Raw genomic sequence first — 264 nt, 5'->3', positions numbered from 1 at the left:
GGTCAGCTACGCCTGATCGCCACCACAAGCGTAATGACGAAGTCCCTTCCGATCACTAGATCGGGAGGGACTTTTCATAAGCGGGACCGGAAGATCGGACCGCCGGCGCGAGAGGATGACGATATGGATACCAGCACGCTGTTCCGGCTGGACGGCCGCGTGGCGCTCGTGACCGGGGGCAGCCGCGGCATCGGCAAGATGATCGCGGCGGGCTTCATCGCGCAGGGGGCGAAGGTCTACGTCTCGTCGCGCAAGGCGGCCGCA

1 protein-coding gene is annotated in these 264 nt (G+C 65.2%); it reads left to right on the top strand.

The window, feature by feature from the left end:
• Positions 1 to 123: 123 nt before the first annotated feature.
• On the top strand, positions 124 to 264 hold a 141-nt coding region (locus tag AC0IYH_RS32075; protein WP_471838342.1), incomplete at its 3' end, for an SDR family NAD(P)-dependent oxidoreductase.

Source organism: Pseudomonas sp. AC463 (genome assembly GCF_979253585.1).
This window is presented reverse-complemented; position numbering and strand designations above follow the sequence as displayed.